The sequence below is a fragment of the Rhodoferax sp. ZS1R25 genome (assembly GCF_056521335.1).
In genome coordinates, this window is sequence record NZ_JBWMAZ010000002.1 from 161,276 (window position 1) to 181,345 (window position 20,070).

At 64.6% G+C, this 20,070-nt stretch carries 14 protein-coding genes; 9 read left to right on the forward strand and 5 right to left on the reverse strand.

Annotation, left to right across the window (positions count from 1 at the left end; translation table 11 throughout):
- Nucleotides 1-37 precede the first annotated feature (37 nt).
- Complete coding sequence (locus AC097R_RS11635) at nucleotides 38-880, reverse strand: transporter substrate-binding domain-containing protein (RefSeq protein WP_479598274.1); 843 nt, start codon at nucleotides 878-880, stop codon at nucleotides 38-40.
- Between the two features lie 270 nt (nucleotides 881-1,150).
- Here AC097R_RS11635 and AC097R_RS11640 point away from each other — a divergent pair, with 270 nt between their 5' ends.
- The 9 genes from AC097R_RS11640 (at nucleotide 1,151) to AC097R_RS11680 (ending at nucleotide 16,945) form a co-directional block, all read left to right on the forward strand.
- Entirely contained in the window at nucleotides 1,151-3,550 is a 2,400-nt protein-coding gene (locus tag AC097R_RS11640; RefSeq protein ID WP_479598275.1) for a YgiQ family radical SAM protein, read from the forward strand.
- Between the two features lie 74 nt (nucleotides 3,551-3,624).
- Entirely contained in the window at nucleotides 3,625-4,551 is a 927-nt protein-coding gene (locus tag AC097R_RS11645) for a TraB/GumN family protein (protein ID WP_479598276.1), read from the forward strand.
- Nucleotides 4,552-4,710: 159 nt separating this feature from the next.
- A complete protein-coding gene (glgB, locus tag AC097R_RS11650) occupies nucleotides 4,711-6,894 on the forward strand; it encodes a 1,4-alpha-glucan branching protein GlgB (RefSeq protein WP_479598277.1) in 2,184 nt (727 codons plus the stop codon).
- Between the two features lie 23 nt (nucleotides 6,895-6,917).
- The gene (gene glgX / locus AC097R_RS11655) at nucleotides 6,918-9,011 is read left to right on the forward strand and encodes a glycogen debranching protein GlgX (protein ID WP_479598278.1); all 2,094 of its coding nucleotides are present in this window, start codon (nucleotides 6,918-6,920) and stop codon (nucleotides 9,009-9,011) included.
- A 29-nt stretch (nucleotides 9,012-9,040) separates the two neighbouring features.
- A complete protein-coding gene (locus AC097R_RS11660; protein ID WP_479598279.1) occupies nucleotides 9,041-10,672 on the forward strand; it encodes an alpha-D-glucose phosphate-specific phosphoglucomutase in 1,632 nt (543 codons plus the stop codon).
- A 63-nt stretch (nucleotides 10,673-10,735) separates the two neighbouring features.
- On the forward strand, nucleotides 10,736-12,040 hold the full coding sequence (glgC, locus tag AC097R_RS11665; RefSeq protein ID WP_479598280.1) for a glucose-1-phosphate adenylyltransferase: 1,305 nt from the start codon (nucleotides 10,736-10,738) through the stop codon (nucleotides 12,038-12,040).
- A 37-nt stretch (nucleotides 12,041-12,077) separates the two neighbouring features.
- Nucleotides 12,078-13,550 (forward strand): glycogen synthase GlgA, encoded by a 1,473-nt coding sequence (glgA, locus tag AC097R_RS11670; RefSeq protein ID WP_479599539.1) that lies wholly within the window; start codon nucleotides 12,078-12,080, stop codon nucleotides 13,548-13,550.
- A gap of 27 nt (nucleotides 13,551-13,577) precedes the next feature.
- A complete protein-coding gene (locus AC097R_RS11675) occupies nucleotides 13,578-16,052 on the forward strand; it encodes a glycogen/starch/alpha-glucan phosphorylase (protein ID WP_479598281.1) in 2,475 nt (824 codons plus the stop codon).
- 68 nt (nucleotides 16,053-16,120) lie between these two features.
- Nucleotides 16,121-16,945, forward strand: a complete 825-nt coding sequence (locus AC097R_RS11680) for a substrate-binding periplasmic protein (protein WP_479598282.1) — start codon at nucleotides 16,121-16,123, stop codon at nucleotides 16,943-16,945.
- Nucleotides 16,946-16,993: 48 nt separating this feature from the next.
- On the opposite strand, the gene AC097R_RS11685 is transcribed toward AC097R_RS11680, so the two are convergent.
- Genes AC097R_RS11685 through AC097R_RS11700 form a run of 4 tightly spaced genes read right to left on the reverse strand, consistent with a single transcriptional unit; the run spans nucleotide 16,994 to nucleotide 20,039 of the window.
- On the reverse strand, nucleotides 16,994-17,284 hold the full coding sequence (locus AC097R_RS11685; protein ID WP_479598283.1) for a DUF1294 domain-containing protein: 291 nt from the start codon (nucleotides 17,282-17,284) through the stop codon (nucleotides 16,994-16,996).
- A gap of 5 nt (nucleotides 17,285-17,289) precedes the next feature.
- Complete coding sequence (locus AC097R_RS11690; RefSeq protein ID WP_479598284.1) at nucleotides 17,290-18,003, reverse strand: YebC/PmpR family DNA-binding transcriptional regulator; 714 nt, start codon at nucleotides 18,001-18,003, stop codon at nucleotides 17,290-17,292.
- 30 nt (nucleotides 18,004-18,033) lie between these two features.
- Nucleotides 18,034-19,113, reverse strand: a complete 1,080-nt coding sequence (locus tag AC097R_RS11695; protein WP_479598285.1) for an acyltransferase family protein — start codon at nucleotides 19,111-19,113, stop codon at nucleotides 18,034-18,036.
- Between the two features lie 23 nt (nucleotides 19,114-19,136).
- Nucleotides 19,137-20,039, reverse strand: coding sequence for a CoA transferase (locus AC097R_RS11700; RefSeq protein ID WP_479598286.1), 903 nt, complete (start codon nucleotides 20,037-20,039; stop codon nucleotides 19,137-19,139).
- Nucleotides 20,040-20,070: the final 31 nt, after the last annotated feature.

Sequence of the window (20,070 nt, forward strand, 5' to 3'; positions counted from 1 at the left end):
GCATGGTAGCGCCCCGTTGCGTGTGCGGTCACATGGCTTACTTGCCGTAGACGTCGATTCCGTACTTGGCGAAGTACTTGTCGTTCAGGGTCTTGTAAGTACCGTTGTCGCGAATCGTCTTGATGCCGGCATTGATGTCAGCCTTCAGTTTGTCTTCACCCTTGCGCATGGCCACGCCTACACCGGCGAAGTACTTGGCGTCGTCCAGATCGGGGCCGACCAGCTCGTACTTGGCGCCTTCAGGCTTGGAAAGGAAACCGCCGGTGACTTCCAGGTAGTCGGCCACGGTACCGTCCAGACGGCCGGACTTGATGTCCAGATAGACCTGATCCTGGGCTTCGTAGGAGTTGATGATCACGCCAGCTGGCTTGAGGTTGTCCAAGGCATATTTTTCCTGGGTGGAACCCTTCAGAACGCCGAGCTTCTTGCCCTTGATGGAGGCAGCATCGGTGAACTTGGAACCCTTCTTCAGCACGACGCGGCTGGGGGTTTGGTAGTACTTGTCGGAGAAGTCGATTTCCTGCTTGCGCTCTTCGGTGGCGGACATGGAGGAAATGATGACGTCGTACTTCTTGGCGGTCAGGCCGGGGATCATGCTGTCCCAGACTTGTTCCACGAATTCGCACTTGCGCTTGATCTGGTCGCAGAGTGCCAAGGCGATGTCCACGTCAAAACCAGCGGGCTTGCCGTCAGCCGTCTTGAAGGTGAAGGGTTCGTAGGTGGGGTCGATGGCGACCTTCAACACGGCGGCTTCGGGCGCAGGTGCGGCAGCGGCGGGGGCCGATGCGGGAGCCGCAGGCGCTGCGGGCGCAGCTTCTTCTTTTTTGCCGCAAGCGGCCAAAACCGAGGTGACTGCCAGTGCCAGCAGGAGTTTCTTCATGGAAAAGTTCCCTTAGAGTTGCCGGAGCAAGCCCCGGCGGATTGAAAAATAAGAAAAAATCATTCTACGGGCTAAGCAGAGCAAATTTGATGCCGCCCCAAGCCAGTGCATTGGGGTTTTTACCGTGGAAAATCAGGCATTTGGCGCTTTCCGCTGGCGAACGGTGCGCAAAATTCCGATTGCGCTTTCAGTCCCCCTGCGCCGCTTGTCCTTAGAGGGTGCGTAAACAGGCGCAAAACCTTACACTCTAGGGTTACCCCCCGGATCCCCATGAACGCCCCAGTCGACGTCTCCTTTTTCGCGCGCGCCGCCAAGCCGCTGTCCAGCTACCGCAAGTACTGGGCGGCCCGCTTTGGCACGGCCAAGTTTCTGCCGATGAGCCGCAAAGAGATGGATCTACTGGGATGGGACAGCTGCGACATCATCCTGGTTACCGGCGACGCCTATGTGGACCACCCCAGCTTCGGTATGGCCGTGATCGGCCGCATGCTGGAAGCGCAGGGCTTTCGGGTCGGCATCATCGCCCAGCCCGACTGGACTAGCGCCGAGGCCTTCAAGGCTTTGGGCAAGCCCAACCTGTTCTGGGGCGTGACCAGCGGCAACATGGATTCCATGATCAACCGCTACACCGCGGACCGCAAGATCCGCAGTGACGACGCCTATACGCCCGGCGACGTGGGCGGCAAACGCCCGGATCGCGCCGCGATTGTCTACAGCCAGCGCTGCCGCGAAGCTTTCAAGGACGTCCCCATCATCCTGGGTGGCATCGAAGGTTCTTTGCGCCGCATCGCCCACTATGACTACTGGAGCGACAAGGTGCGCCGCAGCATCGTGGTGGACGCCAAGTGCGACCTGCTGCTGTACGGCAACGCTGAGCGTGCGATTGTCGAAATCGCCCACCGCCTGGCTGCCAAGGAGCTGGTGGAGCAGATCACCGATGTGCGCGGCACTGCCTTTGTGCGCCGCCCCGATGATGAAACCGGCAAGGGCTGGTTTGAAATCACCTCGACCACGGTGGACGAACCGGGCCGGGTGGAAGCCCACATCAACCCGTACATGACCACGAGCGAGCAGGCCGCCGAAAACGGTGCCACCTGTTCCAAGGAAGATGAAGCCAAGCTGGTGGCCGAGGGCGCTACCAAAGAAGGAGCTGCCCGCGCAGAGTCCATGCGGGCTGCGGCCCTAAAGCCTTTGACTTTTATGCCAAACCCCAACTTGCAACCCGGCTTGCATGGCCTGGGCAAGTACAAGGTGCCGCCGCGTGAGCGTTCGGTGATCCGCCTACCCAGCTATGAGCAGGTGAAGAGCGACCCCATCCTCTACGCCCACGCCAACCGCGTGTTGCACCTGGAAACCAACCCCGGCAACGCCCGCTCCCTGGTGCAGGCGCACGGGGAGGGCGTGACCGCCCGCGATGTCTGGATCAACCCGCCCCCCATTCCGCTGACCACGGCCGAGATGGACCTGGTGTTTGACCTGCCGTATGCGCGCAGCCCGCACCCCAGCTATGCCGATGAAAACGGCAGCCATGACGGCGCGACCAAGATTCCCGCCTGGGAGATGATCCGCTTCAGCGTCAACATCATGCGTGGCTGCTTTGGCGGCTGCACCTTTTGCTCGATCACCGAGCACGAGGGCCGCATCATCCAGAGCCGCTCCGAAGAGTCCATCATCAAAGAGGTGGAAGACATCCGCGACAAGGTCAAGGGCTTTACCGGCACCATCTCCGACCTGGGTGGCCCCACGGCCAATATGTACCGTCTGGGCTGCAAGAGCCCCGAGATCGAGGCCGCCTGCCGCAAGCCCAGCTGCGTCTACCCCGGCATCTGCCAGAACCTGACCACCAACCACGACCCGCTGATCAAGATCTACCGCCGCGCGCGCGCGCTCAAGGGCATCAAGAAGATTCTGATCGGCTCCGGCCTGCGCTACGACCTGGCCGTGAAAAGCCCGGAGTACGTGAAGGAACTGGTGCAGCACCACGTCGGCGGCTACCTGAAGATCGCACCCGAACACACCGAGCAGGGGCCGCTCACCAAGATGATGAAGCCGGGCATTGGCTCGTACGACAAGTTCAAGCAGTTGTTCGAGAAGTTCAGCGCCGAGGCGGGCAAAAAGCAGTTCCTGATTCCTTACTTCATCGCGGCCCACCCGGGCACGACCGACGAAGACATGATGAACCTGGCCATCTGGCTGAAGAAGAATGGCTTTAGAGCCGACCAGGTGCAGACCTTCTACCCCAGCCCCATGGCCACGGCCACGGCCATGTACCACTCTGGCCGCAACACGCTCAAGCGCGTGCACCGCACGGCACAGAGCGACGATGAGACGGTGGACATCGTCCGTGGCGAGAAGCGCCGCCGCCTGCACAAGGCTTTCTTGCGCTACCACGACCCCAACAACTGGCCGCTTTTGCGCGAGGCGCTGAAGGCCATGGGCCGTGCCGATCTGGTTGGCAACGGCAAGCACCACCTGATTCCCACCTTCCAGCCGCTGGGCGATGGGGCTTACCAGAGTGCACGCAAGAAAAACTCGACAGCCGCACCGGCCAAAGCCGCTGCGCCCGCTGCACCGGTGAAGGGCCGCATGCTGACCCAGCACACCGGCTTGCCACCACGCGTGACCGGAGCTGCCAAACCCAGCGCCCGGCTGCCACGCAAGCCACGCTAGGCGTTGAGACACCCAATAGGCCGCTAGCCCCCATGCCCTCTGCGCGAGCAGCTATTCAATTTATAGCAATTTGCATGCTGGGCTGGCTGCTCGGCGGTGGGGTTGTCCGCGCGGCGGAGGGCAGTGCAGAAGCCTGCCCCCTCGCAGCCCAGCCGCTCAATGAAACCCTGTTCCAGGCTGCCGCTGCCCAAGCCAAAGACCGCGGCCTGCTGTGGCGCGTGAGTAAGGGCGGCCACAGCTCGTACCTGTACGGCACCTTGCATGTGGGCCGCGCCGAGTGGATGGCGCCCGGCCCGCTGTTGCGGGACGCACTGCAAGCCACCGACACCTTGGCCCTGGAGCTGGACCCGCTGAACCCCGATGTGCAGCGCGAGATGGCCGCTGGCCTGGCCCAGATGAAGTTGCGGCCCCTGACCGCGGCACTGCGGACCCGGCTGGTGCGCCAGTTGCAGGCCCAGTGCCTGCCGACGCAGGACGTGGACAAGGCGCCCGCTGAAATGCAGCTCATCACCCTGTCCGCGATGGTGGGGCGGCGCGACGGGCTGGACCCGACGTATGGTTCCGAAGTGCTGCTGTCGGTCGTGGCGCGCAGCATCGCGCGGCCCGTGGTCTCACTGGAAACCGTGCAGCAGCAAATGCATGCCTTGCTGGCCCGCAACGCAGCCGAGGCCACCACCGTGGTGCGCGAGGGCCTGGATGATCTGGAAACCGACCGCCTGCGCCAGATGCTGCTGCGCACGGTAGAGGTGTGGGACACAGCCGACTTTGATGCGCTGTCCCGCTACAACGAATGGTGCCAGTGCGCCAACACGCCCAGCGAGAAGGAGCAGATGCGCCGCTTGCTGGACGACCGCAACCCCGGCCTGGCACAGCGCGTGGATGCTTTACACGCCAGCGGCAAAAAGCTGCTGGTGGCGGTGGGCAGTCTGCATATGGCGGGGCCGCAAGGGCTACCGGCCTTGTTGGCTACGCGTGGCTATCTAGTCGAACGATTACGCTAAATCGCTGGGTGAGTATCGGTAACTCGCCACAAAACAGGGTACAAATTGGGTCTTGGAGGCAGTGCAGGGGTGTTGACTAAGTAAAACGCCTTGAGAATGCACTAAGCTGTTCGTCAACAAGAGACAAAGCGGCGGCACCCCGGTGCCGACCCCCACACCATGACGCTGCAAGACCACGACCTGTCCGCCCTGATGCGGGCAGAGCACCCCGATCCTTTTGGCGTATTGGGTATGCATGCCCGCCCCGACGGCCTGGCGGTGACCGCCGTCTTGCCGGGCGCCACCGCGGTGGCGCTGGTGGACAAAACCACGGGCCTGGCCCGCGCTACGCTGGCGCGCCATGCGGGTACCGACGTCTTTGGCGTGCAACTGGCCGCCAGCGTCGCGCCATTTGCCTACCAGCTGCGCGTGCAGTGGGCCGATGGCCCCGAGCAGTTGATTGACGATCCCTACAGCTTCCCCCTGGTGCTGCAAGACCTGGACCTGTGGTTGCTGGCCGAAGGCACGCACCAGCGCCCGTTTGAATGCCTGGGTGCGCACCTGGTCTGCATCAATGGGGTGTCCGGTGCCAGCTTTGCAGTGTGGGCACCGAATGCCCGCCGTGTTTCGGTGGTGGGCTCGTTCAACCAGTGGGATGGCCGGCGCCACCCCATGCGCTTTCGGCGCGAGTGCGGCGTGTGGGAAATCTTCATCCCAGATGTGGCCCAGGGCGACCTCTACAAGTTCGAGATTCTGGGCGCCCAGGGCCAGATTGCCGTCAAGGCCGACCCCTTCGCCTTCCACGCCCAGCTGCGGCCCGACACCGCCAGCGTGGTCTACCCGCTGCCGCCGCGCCTGCCCATGCGCGCCGACCGCGCTGCCGCCAATGCGTTTGACAAGCCCATCAGCATCTATGAAGTGCACCTGGGCTCGTGGCGCAAGGCCGACGGCTGGCGCTGGCTCAGCTACCGCGAGCTGGCCGACACCCTGGTGCCCTATGCCAAGGAGATGGGCTTCACCCACCTGGAGTTGCTCCCCATCAGCGAGCATCCGTTTGATGGCTCCTGGGGCTACCAGCCGCTGGGGCTGTTTGCGCCCACATCGCGCTTTGGTTCACCCGAAGACTTCAAGTTTTTTGTGGACGCTGCGCATGCCGCCGGCCTGGGCGTGATCCTGGACTGGGTGCCCGCGCACTTTCCGAGTGACGCGCACGGCCTGGCCGAGTTTGACGGCACCCACCTGTACGAATACGCCGACCCCAAGGAAGGCTTTCACCAGGACTGGAATACGCTGATCTACAACTTCGGCCGTACCGAGGTGCGCAACTTCCTGGTCGGAAACGCGCTGTACTGGCTGGAGCGCTATGGCATCGACGGACTGCGCGTGGACGCCGTAGCCTCCATGCTGTACCGCGACTACAGCCGCGAGGAGGGGCAATGGATCCCCAACAAGCACGGCGGGCGCGAGAACCTGGAAGCCATCGAGTTTCTGCGCCGCATGAACCACACCGTGGGCACCGAACGGCCCGGCGCCATCACGCTGGCCGAAGAGTCCACCGCGTTCCCCGGCGTGAGCCGTCCGCCCAGCGCGGACCTGCAAAGCGGTGGCCTGGGCTTTCACTACAAGTGGAACATGGGCTGGATGCACGACACGTTGAAGTACGCGTCGCTGGACCCGGTGCACCGCCGGCACCACCACAACCAGCTCACCTTCGGGCTGATGTACGCCTTTACCGAAAACTTTGTGCTGCCGCTCTCGCATGACGAGGTGGTGCACGGCAAGGGCTCGCTCTTGGGCAAGATGCCGGGAGACGACTGGCAGCGCTTTGCCAATCTGCGTGCGCTCTATGGCTTCATGTGGGCCTACCCGGGCAAGAAGCTGCTGTTCATGGGCGGCGAGCTGGCCCAGCCCACCGAATGGGCCGATGGGTCCGAGCTGTCCTGGTCGCTGGAGCAGCAACCTGCCCACCAGGGCGTGCAGCGCCTGGTGCGCGACCTGAACCGCGTGTACCAGGCCTTCCCCGCGTTGCACCGGCAGGATGTGCAGAGCGGCGGCTTTGACTGGATCGCCCATGAGGACGCGGCCCAATCGGTGGTGGCCTTTGCGCGCCATGGCCTGCGGGGCGAGTGCGCCGTGGTGGTGTGCAATTTCACCCCGCTGCCACGTCACGGCTACCGCATCGGTTTGCCCAGTGGGGGCACCTGGCGCGAGCTGATCAATACCGACAACGCCGTGTACGGCGGCAGCGGTGTGGGCAATGGCGAGCTGGCCACCGAGGCCGTGGCCGCCCACCACCGCGCGCAGTCGGTGGTGCTGAGCCTGCCGCCGCTGGCATGCCTTGTGCTCACCCGCATGGCCCCATAAACGACCCAGCGGATTCCGTAGGCATGACCTTGCAACCCGGCCAAACGCACACCTTGGGAGCGCAGTTGCGCGACCAGGGCGTGAACTTTTGCCTGGCTGCGCCCAACGCCCAAGCCGTCGAGCTGTGCCTGTTCGACGCCAGCGCCACGCAGGAAGTCCAACGCCTGGCGATGCTGGGCCCGGTGGAGGGCCTGTGGCACGGTTTTCTGCCCGGTGCCCAGGCCGGTCTGGTCTATGGCTGGCGCGTGCATGGCCCTTGGAACCCCGCGCAGGGCCAACGCTTCAACCCCGCCAAGTTGCTGCTGGACCCGGCTGCGCGTGAGGTGGTAGGGCGCTACGACGGCGACGATGTGCACGTGGGCCATGTACCCGGCAATCCCCATCAGCTGGATGCACGCGACAACGCCACTACGGCCCTGAAGGCCCGCGTGGTGCAGGACCTGCCGCCACCGCAGGGGCGGGTGCAGGTGGACCCCGCCCAACGGGTGCTGTACGAGTTGCATCTCAAAGGCTTTACCGCCTTGCACCCTGAGGTACCTGCGGCCCTGCGCGGCAGCTATGCCGGCTTGGCGCACCCGGCGGCCATTGCGCATCTGCGCAGCCTGGGCGTGACCACCGTGAGCCTGATGCCCGTGGCACACCGCGCAGACGAGGTGCGATTGATTCAGCTGGGCTTGTCCAACTACTGGGGCTACAGCCCGATTGCCTGGAACGCACCCGAGCACCGGTACTGGAGCGGCACCCCCGGTACCAGCCCGCGCAGCGAATTCCGCGGGCTGGTGGACGCGCTGCATGCGGCGGGGCTGGAAGTGATTCTGGATGTGGTCTACAACCACACGGGCGAGACCGACGAGATGGGCCCCACGCTCAGCCTGCGCGGCATCGACAACACCACCTACTACCACCTGGACAGCAGCAACCCCGCGCTTTACGCCAACTGGACCGGCTGTGGCAACTGCGTGAACCTGACCCACCCCTTGGTACTGCGCACCGTGATGGACAGCCTGCGCGGATGGGTGCAAGAGTTTGGCGTGGACGGCTTCCGCTTTGACCTGGCGCCCGTGATGGCGCGTGCGGGCGCCGACCGTGAGCACCGCTTTGAGGCGAACGCCCCCTTTCTCATGGCGATTGCACAAGACCCGGTGCTGCGTGACCGCCTGATGGTGGCCGAGCCCTGGGACATCGGCCCTGGGGGTTACCAACTGGGCGCTTTCCCGGCCGGTTGGCTGGAGTGGAATGACCGTTTTCGTGACACCCAACGCAGCGCCTGGCTGCAGCACAGTGCCAGCCGTGCCGACCTGGCCAACCGCCTGGCCGGCTCGGTGGATGCTTTTAACCCCACGCGGCGTGCCGCGCACAGCAGCGTGAACCTGGTGACCGCGCATGACGGCTTCACCCTGATGGACTTGGTGAGCTACAACGAGCGCCACAACGAGGCCAATGGCGAACACAACCGCGATGGCCACGGCCATAACCTGAGTGTGAACAATGGCGTGGAAGGCCCCAGCGACGAGCCCCAGGTGCTGGCCCTGCGCGCGCGCCAGCAGCGCGTGCTGCTGGCCAGCCTGCTGTGGTCGCTGGGCACGCCCATGTTGTTGGCGGGTGACGAGCTCGGCCACAGCCAGGGCGGCAACAACAATGCCTATTGCCAGGACAACTCCACCACCTGGTTGCATTGGGACGACGCGGACAAGGCATTGACGGCGTTTGTAGCCCGCGTGCTGGCCCTGCGCCGTGTGCTGCCTGTGTTGCAGAGCCGCGACTGGTGGCGCAGCAGTGCGGACCATGGATCACCCAACGCACCGGTGGCCCAGTGGTGGGCACCGCAGGGGGACGCGCTGAGCGGCTCCGACTGGCACCACCCGCATGAGCGTGCCCTGGTGTTGGTACTGATTCCTGCGCCCGCCCAGGTCGGTACCGCTGTCCCTACCGCCTGTCTGCTATTGCTCAACGCCACGGCCGAGGTGGTCGAGTTCACACTGCCCGTCGCACCGGCTGGCACTGCCTGGCAGCTGCGCCTGGAAACCCATACTGGCACCACACCTGATGCGGCCTTGCCGCCACGTGTGCAGGTGCCTGCCCAGAGCCTTTGGCTGGCCAGTGCGGCTGGCCTGTAACCTGTTTACTTACTACGTCGTATCTACCTATGCCCATCATCACTCTGCCCACCACGCCGTTTGACGGCCAGCGCCCCGGTACCTCGGGGTTGCGCAAAAAAGTGACTGTGTTTCAGCAGCCACGTTACCTGGAGAACTTCGTCCAAGCGCTGTTCGATGTGCTGCCCGACGCCGCAGGCCAGACCCTGGTGGTGGGGGGCGACGGTCGTTACCACAACCGCGTCGCCATCCAGACCATTCTGCGCATGGCCGCCGCCAAGGGCTATGCCCGCGTGCTGGTGGGACAGGGCGGTATTCTGTCCACCCCGGCCGTGAGTGCGGTGATCCGCAAGCACGGTGCCAGCGGCGGCATCGTGCTGTCGGCCAGCCACAACCCCGGCGGGCCCGATGGCGACTTTGGCATCAAGTACAACGTGGCCAACGGTGGCCCGGCGCCAGAGAAGGTGACCGATGCGGTCTACGCGCGCACCCTGCAGCTCAGCCAGTTGCACACGGCCGACACCTCCGATGTGGCGCTGGATGCGCTGGGCACCAGCCGGCTCGAAGGCACCGAGATTGTGGTGATCTACCCGGTCAGTGACTATGCCGAAGTAATGCGCGGCCTGTTTGACTTTGCGGCCATTCGCACACTGTTTGCGGGCGGTTTCCGATTGCGCTATGACGCCATGTGTGCCGTGGGCGGCCCGTACGCCAAATCCCTGCTCGAAGGTGAGCTGGGTGCGCCCGCGGGCACCGTGGTGAATGCCGAGCCACTGGAAGACTTTGGCGGGCTGCACCCCGACCCCAATCCGGTGAATGCTGAAGACCTGATCGCCCATCTGTTTGCCGACGATGCGCCCGACATGGGTGCCGCGAGTGATGGCGACGCGGACCGCAACATGGTGGTGGGCCGCAAGTTTGTGGTGTCGCCGTCTGACAGTCTGGCGGTGTTGGCGGCGCATGCCACCCAGGTGCCGGGGTACAAGGCCGGCCTGGCCGGTGTGGCGCGCTCCATGCCCACCAGCACTGCGGTAGATCGCGTGGCCAAGGCGCTGGACATTCCGTGTTTTGAGACGCCCACGGGCTGGAAGTTTTTCGGCAACCTGATGGACGCCGGCAAGGTCACGCTGTGCGGCGAAGAAAGCTATGGCACCGGCTCCAGCCATGTGCGCGAAAAAGACGGCCTGTGGGCCGTGCTGTTCTGGCTCAACCTGGTGGCCACCACGGGCCAGACCGTCGAGCAACTGGTGCGTGCGCTGTGGAAGGAGCATGGCCGCTGCGTTTACTCGCGCCATGACTACGAAGCCATTCCCACTGACAAAGCCGATGCGCTGATGCGCGAGCTGCGCGCGGCGCTGCCCACGCTGGGCGGCACCACCGTGGCCGGCCTGCCGATTGCGTTTGCCGATGACTTTGCCTACACCGACCCGGTGGATGGCAGCGTGAGCCAGAAGCAGGGCGTGCGCGTGGTGCTGACCGATGGCTCGCGCGTGGTGTTCCGCCTCTCCGGCACCGGCACCGAGGGCGCCACACTGCGTGTGTACCTGGAACGCCACGAACCCAACCCCGCACGGCAGGACCTGCCCGCGCAAGAGGCCTTGCAGCCGCTGGTGGCGCTGGCCGAGGCCGTGGCCAAGGTGCGCGCCTTCACCGGCATGGACCAGCCCACGGTGATGACCTGACAGCGGCCATATTTTCGCGATTTTTTGCAGAACGACCCCACTAAAAATGAACAGGAGACAAGCATGAGCACGACAGACACCCCACGCAGCCCCGTGCAGCAAGAACGCCATATGCAGCCCCACATGCTGGTGCGCCGCACCATCGCCTTGGTGCTGGCCGGAGGCCGCGGTTCGCGCCTCAAGCAGCTGACCGACCGCCGCGCCAAACCCGCGGTGTACTTTGGCGGCAAGTTCCGCATCGTCGACTTCGCGCTGTCCAACTGCGTGAACTCCGGCATTCGCCGCATTGGCGTGATCACCCAGTACAAGTCGCACTCGTTGTTGCGCCACCTGCAGCGCGGCTGGAGCTTCTTGCGCGCCGAACTGAACGAAATGGTGGACCTGCTGCCCGCCCAACAGCGCGTGGACGAGGAGCACTGGTACCGCGGCACGGCCGACGCTATCTACCAAAACCTGGACATCATCCAGAGCAGCAAGCCCGAGTACGTGGTGGTGCTGGCCGGCGACCACGTCTACAAGATGGACTACTCGCTGATGCTCAAGGACCACGTGGACAGTGGCGCGGGGTGCACCGTGGGTTGCATCGAGGTGCCGCGCGCTGAAGCCAGCGCCTTTGGTGTGATGGCCGTGGACGGCACGCGCCAGATCACCGACTTTGTGGAAAAGCCTGCCGACCCGCCCCCCATGCCCGGCAACGAGGCCGTGTCACTGGCCAGCATGGGCATTTACATCTTCGATGCCCAGTACCTGTACGACTTGCTGGAAGACGACATTGCCAACCCCAACTCCAGCCACGACTTTGGCAAGGACGTGATTCCCCGCGTGGTGCGCGAAGGCCGGGCGATTGCCCACCCGTTCTCCATGTCCTGCGTGTCGTCCACCCCCGACGCCGAGCCCTACTGGCGCGATGTGGGCACGATCGATGCGTTCTGGGAGGCCAACCTGGACCTCGCCTCGGTGACACCTGAGCTGGATATTTACGACACCAACTGGCCGATCTGGACCAGCCAGCGCCAGCTGCCACCCGCCAAGTTTGTGCAGGACGCCGAGGGCAAGCACGGCCAGGCCATCAACACCATGGTGTCGGGTGGCTGCATTGTGTCGGGCTCTATCGTCAGCAACTCGGTGCTGTTCAGCAGCGTGCGGGTGCATTCCTTTTGCGTGATCGACCAGGCCGTGCTGCTGCCCGAAGTCACCATTGGCCGCGGCTGCCGCCTCAGCCGCGTGGTAGTGGACCGCGGTTGCAGCGTGCCCGAGGGCCTGGTGATTGGTGAAGACCCGGTGGCGGACGCCGCGCGCTTTGAGCGCACCGAAAATGGCGTGGTGCTGGTCACCAAGGACATGATCAACCGCCTGCCTGCACCCTAACCCCCCATTGCATCCCCTCCAAACCATGCCTTCTTCCATGCGCATCCTGCAAGTCAGTGCCGAGATCTTTCCGTTGCTCAAAACTGGAGGGTTGGCCGACATTGCCGGTGCGCTGCCCGCTGCCTTGCAAGAGGCGGGCTGCGATGTGCGCGTGATGCTGCCGGGCTTTCCGGCCATCTGCGCGGGGTTGGAAGGTGCGGTGCCCGTGGGCAGCTTTGTCATGCCCTGGGGCGAGCGGGTGGAGGTGGCTTATGGCACGCTGCCCGCGCTGGCGCGCGAAGGCCGCACGCTGGGTGCCTATGTGCTGATGGCGCCAGGTCTGTATGACCGGCCGGGCAACCCTTATGAAGATGCCAACAAGCAGGCCTATGGAGACAACCACCGACGCTTTGCGGCGCTGGGTCTGGCCGCCGCCCATGTGGCGCACGGGCTGGATGCGCAGTGGCGCCCCCAGTTGGTGCATAGCCATGATTGGCATGCTGCGCTGGCGCCGGCCAGCCTGGCGCTGTGGAACGAAGGGCGTGGCCCGCGCGTGCCGTCGGTGTACACCGTGCACAACCTGGCCTACCAGGGCGTGTTTGGCCCCGAGCATTTTGGCGACCTGGGCCTGCCCGGGCGCGCCTTCCACGTGCATGGCATGGAGTTCCACGGCCAGCTCTCGTTCATGAAGGCCGGTCTGTTCTACGCCAACCACATCACCACCGTCAGCCCCACCTACGCCCAGGAGATCCAGGGCGCAGAGCAGGGCTGCGGGCTGGACGGCCTGCTGCGCGCGCGCCACCAGCACCTGAGCGGCATCCTGAATGCGGTGGACGACAGTGTGTGGAACCCGTCCACCGATGCGCTGATTGCGCATGCCTATGACGCCCGCCACATGACCGGCAAGGCGCAAAACAAGGCCGTGCTGCAGGCCGAAATGGGCCTGGCACTGGAGCCCGATGCGCCGCTGTTTGCCGTGGTGAGCCGTCTGACGGAGCAAAAAGGCCTGCCATTGGTGCTGGCCGCGGTGGACGAAATTGTGTCGCGCGGCGGCCAGCTGCTGGTGCTGGGCAGTGGCGAGACGGGGCTGGAGCAGGCCTTTGTGGCGCAGGCCAAAGCGCACAAGGGCCGCGTGGCGGTGAAGCTGGGCTACGACGAGACCTTTGCCCACCGCATTTTTGCCGGTAGCGATGTGACGCTGGTGCCCTCGCGGTTCGAGCCCTGCGGCCTGACCCAGATGTACGGCTTGAAGTACGGCAGCCTGCCGCTGGTGCGCCGCGTCGGTGGCTTGGCCGACACCGTGGTCGACTCCGACCTCGAAACCCTGGAAGACCGCACCGCCACCGGCTTTGTCTTCGACGACATGAACGAAACCCAATACCGCCGTGCGGTGCGCAGGGCCTTTGCGCTGTACCACCGCAAGGCCGAATGGAACCGCGTGCGCCAGACGGGCATGAAGCTTGCCTTCGATTGGACCAGTGCTGCCCAGCACTACGTCGCGCTGTACCAAAACCTGATTGCCCAGGCCTGATGGCCCTTATTGCCGCAAGCCCACACCATGACCCAAACGACAGCCACTGCCACCTCCCTCAATTTTGAATTTGACGCCCCCGGGCGCGATCTGGAGTCGCTCAAGCGTTCCATTGCCAACAAGCTGATGTTCGTGGTCGGCAAAGACCCGCAGGCCGCACGCCCCGAAGACTGGCTGCACGCCGCCGCCTATGCGGTGCGTGACCAGCTGGTAGAGCGCTGGATGACCACCACGCGCGCCCAGTACGCCCAGGACGCCAAGCGCGTGTACTACCTCAGCATGGAGTTTTTGATTGGCCGTACCTTCAGCAACGCCATGCTGGCCGTGGGCCTGCGCGAGCGCGTGAAGCAGGCCTTGGCCGACTTCGGGGTGGACATCGACGCCGTGACCGAGCTGGAGCCCGATGCCGCACTGGGCAACGGGGGCCTGGGCCGGCTGGCCGCGTGTTTTCTCGACTCCATGGCCACGCTCAACATCCCGGGCTTTGGCTATGGCATCCGCTATGACTACGGCATGTTCCGCCAGACCATTGTGGATGGCCGCCAGGTGGAGGTGCCCGACTACTGGCTGACGCACGGCAACCCGTGGGAGTTTCCGCGCCCTGAGGTGACCTGCCGCGTGCAGTTCGGTGGCCGTGTCGTTAAAGAAGGCGATGCCTACAAGTGGGTAGACAGCCACGACGTGCAGGCCATGGCCTACGACACCATCATTCCCGGGTACGCCACCAAGGCCACCAACACGCTGCGCCTGTGGTCGGCCAAGGCCACACAAGAGATTGACCTGGGCGCCTTCAACCGCGGCAATTACTTTGCGGCGGTGGAGACCAAGAACCACTCCGAGAACGTGTCCCGCGTGCTCTACCCGGACGATTCCACGCCGTCTGGGCGCGAGCTGCGCCTGCACCAGGAGTACTTCTTTGTCAGCGCCAGCGTGCAGGACTTGCTGCGCCGCTACCTGCGCACCCACACCGGTTTCGAGGAGCTGCCCAACAAGGTCAGCATCCACCTGAACGATACGCACCCGGTGCTGGCGATTCCAGAGCTGATGCGTCTGCTGCTGGACGAACACCACCTGCCGTGGGCCGATGCCTGGCGCCTGTGCCAGGGCGTATTCAGCTACACCAACCATACGCTGATGCATGAGGCACTGGAGACCTGGCCCGTGGAGATGCTGAGCCGCATCCTGCCGCGCCATCTGCAAATCATCTTTGACATCAACGCGCAGTTCTTGAACGGCCTGTCGGCCAATGGCGGCAGCGCCGAGCTGATGCGCAAGGTCTCGCTGGTCGATGAAGGTGGCGAGCGCCGTGTGCGCATGGCCTATGTGGCGGTGGTGGCCAGCCACTCGGTCAACGGCGTGTCGGCGCTGCATTCCGAGCTGATGAAGGAAAGCATCTTTCTGGACTTTGCCAACCTCTGGCCCGAGCGTTTCAACAACAAGACCAATGGCATCACGCCGCGGCGCTGGTTGGCGCAGGCCAACCCAGCCCTGTCTGCCGTGCTGGACAAGCAGGTGGGCACCGGCTGGCGCCGTGACCTCACCCAGCTCAGCGGCCTGAACGGTGTGCTGACCCAGCCCAAGGTGATTGCGGCATTCCAGGAGGCCAAGCAGGCGAACAAGCAGCGCCTGGTGGACTACATCCAGGCGCAAATGGGCCTGACCCTGCCGACCGACGCGCTCTACGACGTCCAGGTCAAGCGCATCCATGAGTACAAGCGCCAGCTGCTCAATGTGCTGCATGTGGTTACGCGCTACCTGCGCATCGTGAACCATCCCGGCAGCATCACCGTGCCGCGCGTGGTGGTGTTTGCGGGCAAGGCTGCGTCGGCCTACCACATGGCCAAGCAGATCATTCACCTGATCAACAACGTGGCCAGCGTGGTGAACAACGACCCGCGCGTGGGCAACCTGCTGAAGGTCGTGTTCATCCCCAACTACAGCGTGAGCCTGGCCGAGCGCATCATCCCCGCGGCCGATTTGTCGGAACAGATTTCCACCGCGGGCACCGAAGCGTCGGGCACCGGCAACATGAAATTTGCGCTGAACGGCGCGCTCACCATCGGCACGCTGGACGGCGCCAATGTCGAGATTTTGGAGAACGTGGGGGCGGACAACATCTTCATCTTCGGTCTGACCACGCCGCAGGTGGCCGCCACGCGCGCCGCTGGCTACCAGCCGCGCGCTATTGTGGAAGCCAACCCCGAACTTCAGGGCGTGCTGGAGGCGATTCGCGATGGCGTGTTCAGCCCCGATGAGCCGGCCCGCTTCCAGGCGATTTATGACTTGCTGGTAAATTGGGGCGACCACTACCTGCTGCTGGCGGATTACGCGGCGTACATTGCCGCCCAAGAGCAGGTGGATGTGGCCTACCAAAACCGTGACGCCTGGGCTGTGAAAGCCCTGCGCAACGTGGCGGCCATGGGGCCGTTTTCATCGGACCGGACGATTGGGGAGTACGCAGACAAGATTTGGCGCAGCAAGCCGCTGGAGCTGGCCTCCTAGGGCCACCCACACAGCTGACACTGAACGGCGCATCGCATAACCAGGGCCCCGCAGCGTTGGGGGACACCATGTTGAACATTGGCAAGGGCAGTCATGTCGCGGGGCCGTGGGCCACCGCATTGGTGTTGGTGTGCGCACTGCTGCAACCCGTTGGGGTCTGGGCCGCTGATGCTTGTGACAAGCTGGTGGTCACCGGCAACCCCGAATACCCACCCTACCTGTGGCGCGACCCCACCGACGACACCCGCCTGGTCGGCGCCAATGCCGACCTGATGCAGCTACTGGCCAAGGAGATGGGTGTCAGCGTGGAGATGAAGTACGTGGGCAACTGGGCGCGCGTGCAAGAGGTGGTGCGCAGCGGACGTGCCGACATGATTGCAGGCGCCTTCTACACACTGCCGCGGCTGGAGTACATGGACTACTTTTACCCCGCGTTCCGCGAGACACGCTCGGTCATCTGGGTGCAGGCCAGCAAGCCCTTCAAGTACAAAAAGTGGAGCGACCTGCAGGGCCTGAAGGGCGTGACCGTGATCAACAACAGCTTTGGTGAAAGCTTTGACCGCTACGCCAAAGAATCGCTGAGCATTGACAGCGTGGCCAGCCTGGAAAACGCACTCAAGGTGCTGCAGGCCGGGCGCGTGGATTACCTGGTGTACGAAGAAGACCCAGGCCTGGCCTATGCCGCCAAGATGGAGATCACCGGCCTGCGCACCGTGTCACCGTCCATCAGCAACGAGAGCCTGTACGTGACGCTATCGCACAAGTCCCCCTGCAACACGGGTGAGTTCCGCGGCCGGGTGTCCCGTGCGCTCTACCTGCTGCACAAGCAGGGCGTGATGAACAAGCTCATTGAGGCAAACATCCAGCTGTGGCGCAAGCAGGCTGGCAAGTAGGTGCGGGAACAAAAGAGGCTGCAGCCCCCGTAGATACTGTGCTGGTAGCTATTGAAACAATAGCGCCTTGAGTGCGTCCCGGAACACCCAAGCCCCCACGCCAACCAAGTTGCCCACCACCGTCAGCCAGTACATTGCCTGAAAACTCGCCTTGCTGGTTTTGTGCCGCAGCACCCGTTGCGCCACCCGCGCCGCAGGCCAGCCGCCCAGCAGGCTGAGCAGGTGCAGGGTGTTCTCAGGGGTGCGCCACTGGCCGGTGCGGGCGGCGTGCTTGTCCCGCGCGTAGAGCGCAAAGGTCAGCAGGTTGAGGGCGGCCCAGGCGGCTAGCCACAGGGCCATGGGAATTAACCGGCCAGCGCCACGTAGACGTTTTGCACGTCATCGTTGCCGTCGATGGCGGCCAGAAAGGCTTCCACTTCTTCCAGCGCTTCAGCGCTCAGGCTGGCGGGGTCTACGGGATTTTTGGCCTTGTAGCCCAGCTTGACGGACAGCACGTTGAAGCCGAAGTTGGGCAGGGCGCGGCTCACCAGGTCGAGGTCGGTGGGGTCGGTGTAGAAAACGGTGTTGCCTTCTTCGTCGCCGGCTTCAAAGTCCTGCGCACCGGCTTCGATGGCAGCCACTTCGGCATCTGCGTCCGGCGCGGTGGGTGCTGCTTCGATCATGCCCAGGTGGTTGAAGTCCCACGCCACCGAGCCGCTGGTACCCAGCTGGCCCTTGCGGAACAGCACGCGCATTTCGGGGGCGGTGCGCTTCACGTTGTCGGTCAGGCATTCCACCATCACTGCCACCTGGTGCGGGGCAAAGCCTTCGTAGATCACATGTTCGTAGTGCACCAGTTCACCGGTCAGGCCAGCGCCCTTTTTGATGGCGCGGTCCAGCGTGTCCTTGGGCATGGAGACCTTGCGGGCCTGCTCCACCACGAGGCGCAGCTTGGCGTTGGCGGCCGGGTCGGCACCGCCGCGAGCGGCCACGGTTATTTCTTTGACCAGTTTGGTAAACAGCTTGCCTCTGGCATCAGCGACCAGTGCCTTGCCTTTTGCTTTCCATTGCGCGCCCATAGCGAATCTTTCTGAGTTGGATGGCGGATTTTACTTGGCGGCCTGGGCCGCGATGGCATCTTTGGCACTGCGGCGCCACTGTTCAAAGCGCAGCTCCACCTGGGTGTGGAAGGCGTAGCTGGCGACCAGGCTCACGGCCCAGCTCGCGGCGATGAAGACCAAGGCCCATTCGGCGTCTTCCAGCCCCAGCTCGGCCCACAGCGCGTTGGCCAGCAGCAGTACTGAGAAGTGCACCAGAAACAGCGCGTACGAGGTGCGGCTCAGGCGCCCGATCCAGCGGTCCACCGCGCGTGGCAAGGTCAGGCGGTAGCTGCCAAAGGTGGCCAGTACGGCGGAGACGCTCAGGGCCAGCGCAATGCGCGAGCGAAAGTCCACCACCAGCGAGGCCAGGCCCGCGCTCAGCGTGGCCAGGTACAGGCCCAGGGCCATCACACCGTGGCGCGAGCGCAGGCCGCCCCACCAGGCCAGCGCGCCCAACCCGTAGGCGCCAAAGAAGTAGGGTGCCCAGGCGTCCAGCGAGGCGTCCATGTTGAACCAGGTGAGCGAGGCTACGGCCAGCGCGGCCACCAGGCCCAGGCTGAGCAGCCGCTGTCCGCGGCCCAGCCAGAGCAGCAGCGCGATCATGGCGTAGAGCTGGAAGTCAATCGCCACGTACCAGACGCCGGCGGAGAGCGACTCCACATCCAGCACGCTGTGCAGCAGGCTGGCGTGCGCCGCCAGCTGCGCCAGGCTGGGCGCAGCGGGTACCAGGTCGCCATCCAGGTGGGGGCGGGCAATGGCTGCGCAGAGGATGGTCAGACCCAGTGCCGCGGCAAAGGGCACCACCAGGCGCAGGTAGCGCTGGCCCAAGGCCTGCAGCACGCTGGGCGCCCGGCGCACAGTGAACGCCATGCCGCGTGCGGCCAGATAGCCCGCCACGACCAGAAACACCTGCACCGCAATGCGGGCGTCGTCAAACAGCCATTCGCTGGCGCTGGGGGCCATCTCGGCCGCCGCATCGGACAGCGGGCCGTAGGCCGAAAAGTGGTGCAGCACGATGCATTGGGCAGCAACGACCTTGAGGATGTCGATCAGGCGAAAGTGGGGGGCAGGGGAGCGGGCAGCAGTCATCAGGCAAAAAGAGGCCGGCCTGTTCAGGCCAGCGTGTACAGCGGTATGTCTTTGGAAAGGGCCAGTGCGTCGAGCTGCTGGCGGGTTTTGCCAGCCAAAAAGGCGGCGATGGTAGCGTGCGCCTCAGGGGCGAACATGGCCAGAAGCCCCGATTGTCGCAGACCGGCCTCGGCGCCCAGCGCGGCGGCAAAGTGCGGCTCCAGCGCGGCCAGGGCCACGCGGCCGTCTTTGCAGGGGTAGACCCGGTAGCCCGCATGGCCGCCACCCACGGCAGCGCCTGGGGTGGTCAGGCCCCAGCTGCGCGGCAGGGCCAGGTAGCCGGCGGCGTCGGACAGGGCCACCTCCAGGTACACGCCCTTGCCCTTTTGCAAGTGGTGCAGCCGGCTTTGCAGCACGGCTTCGGACGCCATGAGCGAGCCGCCCATGTCGGCGTACAGCGTGGGTGGCAGGTCCAGCCCGGTGACCAGGCCGTTTTCTGCCAGGTAGGTCAGGTCGTGGCCGGGCTCATCGGCGCGGGCACCAGGGGCGCCCACGATGGCTACGACGGAAAGTTGAGGGTACTGTTTGTGCAGGGCCTTCCACTCCAGCCCCAGCTTCTTGAGGGCTGAGGGGCGAAAGGACGTGAGCAGCACGTCGGCTCGGGCCAGTTCCTTGTGCAGGGCCTTTTGGCCTTTTTCGGTCTTGAGGTCGGCGCTGGCGATCTTCATGCCCGCGTGTAGCGTGGCGTAGGCCTCGGGGTTGTAGGCGCCCATGGGGTCACCCTGCGGTGGCTCCAGCTTCACGCAGGTGGCGCCCATGGCGTGGCAGCGCATCAGCGCCGCCGGCCCCGGCAAATTCAGCGCCAGGCTGAGGATGCGCACGCCCTTGAGCGGACGCAGCGGTTTGGCGGTGGAGAGAGCGGCGGCGGTGGGGGCGCTGGTGGTCATGGCGTTTGCTATCAAAAGTGAAGCTGCTCGC